The following is a 6,033-nucleotide window of genomic DNA, read 5'->3' as shown; positions in this document are numbered from 1 at the left end:
GGCGCGTGAAGGAGAAAGGCTGGGAATGGCGGCGTTGATCGTTTGCTGGGCTCTTTGCGCCGCGCCGGAGCGCTCCGCCACGTCCATCACTTCGCCAGCGGCCGGAGGCGTTGGCAGGTCGGCAAAGTGGGTATCGATCTCGACGCCCGGGATCGTGTTCAGCAGCGCGATCAGGCCTTTCAAGGCCTTGCCCAGCAGGGCGAAGGGCGACAGGTTGGTGAACGCCCACAGCAGGCCTTCCCAGATCGCCGTGGCGGTGCTGGTCGCGGTCTCGAACGATGCCAACCAGGTGACGAACTCGACGCCCCAGGCCCAGAGCTGTTTGCCGGCCTCCCACAGCAGGCCCATTACCGCCCACCAGACCTTGAAGGCCAGCACCACGGGCGTGACGATCGTCATCAGCGCCTGGAACCAAGCCGTGTCGCCGAACGCGGCCTTCAGCTCGTCCCACCAGATAATCGCCGCGCCAACGGCCGCCACCAGGGCGACGACGCCGAGCACGACCAGGGCGATGGGACTGGCCAGTACCGACAGCACGCTGAACAGGCCGCCCAGGACGGTCAGACCGCCCGCTGCGGCGACCAGGCCCAGCACGCCGAGGGTGATGTAGCCCAGCCAGCGGCTGATGTTCGGAAACATCACGACCCAGCGCTGCAAGGTCGTGCCCGCTTCCACCAGGCGCTCGATCAGCGGGTTCAGCACCGGCAGCAGTACCTGGCCGAAGGTGATGCGGATCGCCTCCACCAAGGCGCCGAAGCGCGCCCAGGGATCCACCATCGCCCTGGCCATCTTTTCGGCCTGTTCCATGCCCCTGACCTTGCCCAGTTGCTCCATGCTGTTGGTCAGGCCTGCCGTGTCGTTCATCAGCAGCTTGATCAGAGACACGGCCTCGTCGGAGCCGAAGGCCTGTTTCAGCGCATCTGACTCGGCGACGGTCAGGGTGTCGCCGAACTTGGCTTTCAACTTGTCCAGGATGTCCAGCATCGGCAGCAGGCGACCCTGGCTGTCGGTGAACTGCAGGCCGAGCTTTTCCTGTGCGCCACCTACGCCGGCCAGGAATGCCTTGTACTTGGTGCCTGCCTCGCCGCCGCTCATCGTCGCCTGCAGGGTGCCGAGGATCGCAACCTGCTCCGTCAGTCCGATGCCGGCGGCGGTGGCGTTCGCCCCCACGGCAGTGAAGGCGTCGCTCATCTGCTGGCCGGTGGTCTTGAACATCTGCACCGCCAGCGCCGTCTGCCCCGTCAGGTTCTCCACCCATTCGGCCTTGCCCATGGCGTCAGCCTGCTGCTTGAAGATCCCGTACATGGTTCCGACGTAGCTGGTGACCGTGGCGGCATCCGCCTTGGTCGCTTTCGCCAGCACGTTGGAGGCGTTGGTGAAGGCGGAAAGCTGTTCGCCGGTCAGGCCGGCGATAGCGGACTGGATGTCGTAGGCCGAGCGGACGAAGGCCTGGGCGCTCTCTCCGTAGGCGATGGAAAAGGCCAGCGATTTGCGGTTCAACTGCTCCAGGGCGTCCTGGGCGACGCCCAGCGACTCTACCTCGCCCAGCGCCCGCTGCTGGTCGATGGCGGGCGCCATCGACTGCTGCAGGGTGTACACCGCACCGACGACGCCGGCCACACCGGCGCCCATCTGGACGAACCCGGTCTTGCCGACCTCGGCGACGTCCTGCAGCTGCTTGCCGACCTTCGCCGCAGGCGCGGAGACCTGATCGACCAGGCGCAGGATAAAGTCCAGGTGGTTGGTGGTGGCTGCCATGGCGAACTTATGCGGCCGGCGGCAGCAGGGCGCCGAGGCGCTCCTGCGTGACGGTGATGTTGTGCTTGAGCATTTCGCTGCCCAACCAGCCGAAGCCTTCCATGGCTGCCGCCACCAGCGTGGTGCCGGATCCGGCGAACGGGTCCAGCACAACGCCGCCGCGTTCGCAAATCTTGACCACCTGGCGCATCAGCGCCGTGGGCTTGCCGGTCATGTGGAACTTGTCGGCCTTGCGTACCGGCTCGCGGATCACGCCCGGCAGCACCGGGGCGGCACGGTTCAGGGGCATGGCTCCCTTGCTGCCCCACACGATGTATTCGGCCTGGGAGCGGAAACGTCCCGGAACCGGGCGGCTGGCCTCGGTCTTGTCCCAAACGGTGATGCCGCGCCAGATAAAGCCGGCCGCCTGCAGGGCGTCGGTAGTCAGCGGCAGTTGCCGCCAGTCGGTGAACAGGCAAACCGGTGATCCCGCCTTGAGGATCCGGTGGGCCTCGGACAGCCACAGCACATACCAGGCGAGCTGGGACCGCTGGTCGCGGTTGTCGCCTACGAATTCGTTCCATTTCTTGCCGTCCGAGCCTATGTATTTGCTCGACGGGCATTGCTGGCGAGCGCTCGCATGCAAACCTCCGCTGGAGTACGGCGGATCGGTGATCAACGCATCGACGGACTCATCACCGAGCGTTGCCAGAAAGCGGAGGCAGTCGCCGTGATACAGCTGGTTCGTCGTCATTCGGAATTCCTTACATCTATCCATTCAGGGCCTGGGCGATGCCGTTGGCAACGGCAATCTCCATGCGGCGCCAGTGTTCGTCTTCAAGCCATTTGGCGGTGCCCAGGTTGTCTGCCGTGGGCGGCGCGCCAGGGAGCCAGCGTTCGACCAGGGCCATCAGTTGGCCCAGGGCGTCCTCGGTCAGTCGTTCAGCACGGGCGAGGGCTTTTTTACGGTCACCTCGACGTCCGGCGCGTATTCCTCCAGGACGGCGCCGGCCACCTTCATCGTCAGCATCGGATTGGCCAGGTGCGGGCGCAGGGCGGCCAGGTGCTCCGGTTTGGCCGTGGTGGTCAGCAGGTTGTGCGAGGGGGCCACCTTGTTGTTTGGCGTCACGGCGTTGAAATACTTGGTCACGTCCTGCGGTGTCAGGGTGAAGGTGAAGTCCTGCCCTGCGATTTCCAGGGTGATTTCACGGCGTTCGCTCATGTGCGGTTTTTCCTTGGTGTCGGTTGGTTGAAAAGGTTCTGCAAGCGTTGTTCGAGTCGGTCTTCCAGCTTCTCCATGGCCTTGTCGATGTACTCCGCACGCACGTAGCGCTCGGCGACCTCGATCCGGAATTCCAGGTGCTCCCGGCGCGCTGCGCTGATCTGCCGGAACAGGTACACCTGGAACGTGATCACGCCCGTCAGGACCAGCTCGGTCAGCATCAGCAACACGCTCACGGCCATGGTGGGAAGCTCCATCAGCGCCCCCAGTTGCCACGACCGCCGAGGCGAACGGCGCAGTACATGAGCCAGGCCAGGGGCTTGGGCATGCCTTCCTCCTGCAGCGCGTCGTAGAAGATCCGGTCGGCCTCGGCCTTGGTGAAGCGGTGCGTCAGGTCGGTGTAGATATGGTCGTGAACCACCGCCGGCCGGCGGGCCTGATCGTGGTCACGCGGCACGATGCGCCAGGCCAGACGCGGCACGCTGGCCAGGTCGGTGCGATAGCCGACCGGAACGACGATCAGGCGACCGTCGCGGGCGCGGTACTGCAACGGGCGGATCACTTCCCAGCGCTCATGGCCTGGGCGGTGCCGCAGCTCCAGGTCACTCTCAAAGGGCATCGGCGGCGCACTCCACGCGGATCCGGTTCGGTGCGGTGCTGGTGGCGATGACTTCGCGCAGCGCTGCGCGGCCGATCTCGGGAGCGGCGCAGTAGCGCGCCACCAACGTGGCGGCAGTGCTACCGATCACGCCGTTGCTGCTGCAGCCAGCAAACAACGCCACAGCCGCGGCGGATGTGAACACCAAGGCAAGAGACAGGGGCTTTTTCATCAGTAGCTCCAGATAGCCGGGCTGGGGAAACGGCCACCGGCCGGCGCCATGCCCAGGTGGATGAACCGCGCCGCACCTTTCTGGCTGATGCCCACGCGGGTGAATTTCAGGGAAAGCGCCAGACGCAGGATCTGCAGCGCCTCGGCGCCACGGCAGGCGACGTCGACGGCCTGGCCGGTGGTGTGCTCGCCGGGCTCGCCCTTCTTCGCTTCCACGGGATGGCGCGGGCAGCGGTAGGCGCTGCTCAGCGTCATGGGCTTGCCGTACAGCGTGCGCAGCTTCTGCAACTCAGCCATGAATGCCGGATCCATCTCGGTGCCATCGCTGCCGCATCGGCCACACTTGCAGCGCAGCTCAGCCAGGCCGAAGTTCGGCCAGGGACTCGTCTTCATCGGCGGTTTTCTCGCTCAAAGGTGGATTGGCACGGGACGCAGCGGGTGATGCTGCCCAGCGCCTGGCGCTGGGCGGGAATCTCGTCTCCGCATTCCTCGCAGTGGGTCAGGCTGGGACCGATGGGGCGGGCGGCCTGGCGCTGTGCGTCGAGGGCCACGCGCAGCGTCAGCTCCTGGACGGCCTGGGCCCGGTCGATCCAATCCACCATCAGCGCAGGCCCTCGATCTCGCTGGCGTCGAGGTAGGGCACGCCGTTGATGCGGATGAAGTCCGGGCTGGTGACGTCGAACGGCACCTTGTGGGTGGTCTTCTTCCCACCCTTGGGATCGATGTCCAGCAGGCTGGAAACCTTCAACTTGCAGCCAAAGGCCTCCACGCGCAGTTCGTCATCGCCGGCCTGGGCGAAGAAAACCGCATCCACCGGATCCAGCTTGCGGAAGCTGCCGGCACGCCGGGCGGCCTCGATCAACAGGGACAGGTTCGCGCTGTCCAACTCGAATTCGCCGCTGGCCGACACGTCGCCGTCCACATGGCCATCCGGTACGCCGCCGGTCTGCGCCACCGCCGTGTTGTCGGTGATATCCAGGGTGACTTTCTCGACGTGAACCAGCAGGTCGCCCAGGTTCACGTCGAAGTTCATGCCGCCGATTCGGGCCATGGGTTACTCCTCGTCGCCGCTGGACAGGTCCAGGGCAATGTTCGCGGTCAGGTCTTTGGGGCAGTTGTAGGGGCGGACCTTGATGTAGGCCTCGACCTTGGTCTTGCTCATCCACACCAGGGTGATGTCGTCGTCCTTCGGCGACTCGATGTCGCCGGGGAATTGCTGGTTGGCGAACGTCACCGAGCGCGCCATCTCGCGCAGCGGGCGCATCAGCGCCGACTTGTTCGCCGCCATGCTGTTGGGGGTGTTGTTCAGCTTGCGGTCGCCGACCCGCTGGATCAGCAGGATGCGGACGCGGCGGGCAGCCTTGTCGGTGATGCGCAGGTACTCCACCACCTGAAAGTCCGAGCCCGGGGCGTCCAGCATGTTGGCATCGCCCCAGAACACGCCCGGATAGTCCGGATAGGTCTGCGGGACCGAGAAGCGGGCGCGGTCCAGCTCGGCCAGGATGGCGGACGGCAACGGCTCGCCGGACGCATCCTGCGGCGTGCTGCCCAGACCCAGCAGAGGTCCGGTTGCCACGCGCATGGGGCTGTCGGCGATGCTCACGGCGGCATTGGCCAGACGGCCCGCCAGCACGCCGAGGTCATTGCCGTGCAGTTGCGGCACGACCAGGACACGCGGTGCGGCGATACCGTCGATGATGGCGCGCTGCTCGGCCAGATAGCCGGCCCAGTCCTGTATCGCGGTGATGCCTGCGGTGGACGCCATGAAGAACAGGCGGCGGCCATAGGTGCCGTTGATCGACACGGCCTTGTCGTGCATGGCGGTGAGGGCGGCGCCGCTGGTCACAGGGGCGGTGACGACGACGGCTTCCACCGACACGCCTTCCCGCATGGCCTTGTCCAGGGCATCTTCCCAACTGCCGTCGGCGGCAATCGGGGCCGCCATGCACGCCCAGCGGTCCCCACCATTGAGGCGGGCGGCGGTGATCTGGGTTTTCAGGTCGCTGGCGGGAATGCCCAGCTCGGTATCCAGGTCGCTCTGGGTGTTCAACGGGATCAGCTTGCCGGCGTTCTTCGCCGCCGGGCCGATGAAAAGAAAGTAGCGCTCGATCTCCGTCACCGGGCCTTGCCCCAGGTTCAGGTTATTGACGCTGACTTTGCCTTGAGCCATGCCGAGGCCTCGCTATCGGGGTGCGTTGAGGGTCTGTTGCAGCACGGTGCGCACGATGTCGCCCACGTCCTGCGG

11 protein-coding genes are annotated in these 6,033 nt (G+C 65.9%); all 11 read right to left on the bottom strand.

The window, feature by feature from the left end:
• A partial coding sequence (locus tag BZL41_RS13730) for a phage tail tape measure protein (RefSeq protein WP_095599815.1) occupies positions 1–1,758 on the bottom strand: 1,758 nt, incomplete at its 3' end.
• 7 nt (positions 1,759–1,765) lie between these two features.
• A complete protein-coding gene (locus BZL41_RS13725; RefSeq protein ID WP_095599814.1) occupies positions 1,766–2,491 on the bottom strand; it encodes a site-specific DNA-methyltransferase in 726 nt (241 codons plus the stop codon).
• A gap of 16 nt (positions 2,492–2,507) precedes the next feature.
• A complete protein-coding gene (locus BZL41_RS28540; RefSeq protein WP_168191000.1) occupies positions 2,508–2,648 on the bottom strand; it encodes a hypothetical protein in 141 nt (46 codons plus the stop codon).
• A gap of 23 nt (positions 2,649–2,671) precedes the next feature.
• Entirely contained in the window at positions 2,672–2,959 is a 288-nt protein-coding gene (locus BZL41_RS13720; RefSeq protein WP_095599813.1) for a putative phage tail assembly chaperone, read from the bottom strand.
• On the bottom strand, positions 2,956–3,216 hold the full coding sequence (locus BZL41_RS13715) for a hypothetical protein (RefSeq protein ID WP_095599812.1): 261 nt from the start codon (positions 3,214–3,216) through the stop codon (positions 2,956–2,958). Before BZL41_RS13715 ends, BZL41_RS13720 begins: the two co-directional genes overlap by 4 nt.
• Positions 3,216–3,578 carry a DUF1353 domain-containing protein gene (locus tag BZL41_RS13710; protein ID WP_095599811.1) on the bottom strand — a complete coding sequence of 121 codons (363 nt, stop codon included), beginning with the start codon at positions 3,576–3,578 and terminating at the stop codon, positions 3,216–3,218. Before BZL41_RS13710 ends, BZL41_RS13715 begins: the two co-directional genes overlap by 1 nt.
• Positions 3,568–3,789: a hypothetical protein gene (locus BZL41_RS13705; RefSeq protein ID WP_095599810.1), complete on the bottom strand. Its 222-nt coding sequence runs from the start codon at positions 3,787–3,789 to the stop codon at positions 3,568–3,570. Before BZL41_RS13705 ends, BZL41_RS13710 begins: the two co-directional genes overlap by 11 nt.
• A complete protein-coding gene (locus BZL41_RS13700; RefSeq protein ID WP_095599809.1) occupies positions 3,789–4,181 on the bottom strand; it encodes a D-Ala-D-Ala carboxypeptidase family metallohydrolase in 393 nt (130 codons plus the stop codon). Before BZL41_RS13700 ends, BZL41_RS13705 begins: the two co-directional genes overlap by 1 nt.
• Entirely contained in the window at positions 4,178–4,390 is a 213-nt protein-coding gene (locus BZL41_RS13695; protein ID WP_095599808.1) for a TraR/DksA C4-type zinc finger protein, read from the bottom strand. Before BZL41_RS13695 ends, BZL41_RS13700 begins: the two co-directional genes overlap by 4 nt.
• Positions 4,390–4,839 (bottom strand): phage protein, encoded by a 450-nt coding sequence (locus BZL41_RS13690; RefSeq protein WP_095599807.1) that lies wholly within the window; start codon positions 4,837–4,839, stop codon positions 4,390–4,392. Before BZL41_RS13690 ends, BZL41_RS13695 begins: the two co-directional genes overlap by 1 nt.
• Positions 4,840–4,842: 3 nt before the next feature.
• A complete protein-coding gene (locus BZL41_RS13685) occupies positions 4,843–5,958 on the bottom strand; it encodes a DUF2586 domain-containing protein (protein WP_095599806.1) in 1,116 nt (371 codons plus the stop codon).
• Between the last annotated feature and the right edge of the window lie 75 nt (positions 5,959–6,033).

The organism is Pseudomonas sp. PIC25 (assembly GCF_002286785.1).
In the GTDB taxonomy this organism is placed as follows: Bacteria; Pseudomonadota; Gammaproteobacteria; order Pseudomonadales; family Pseudomonadaceae; genus Pseudomonas_M.
The sequence above is the reverse complement of the archived record's forward strand: the minus strand, read 5'-3'. Positions and strand labels throughout refer to the sequence as shown.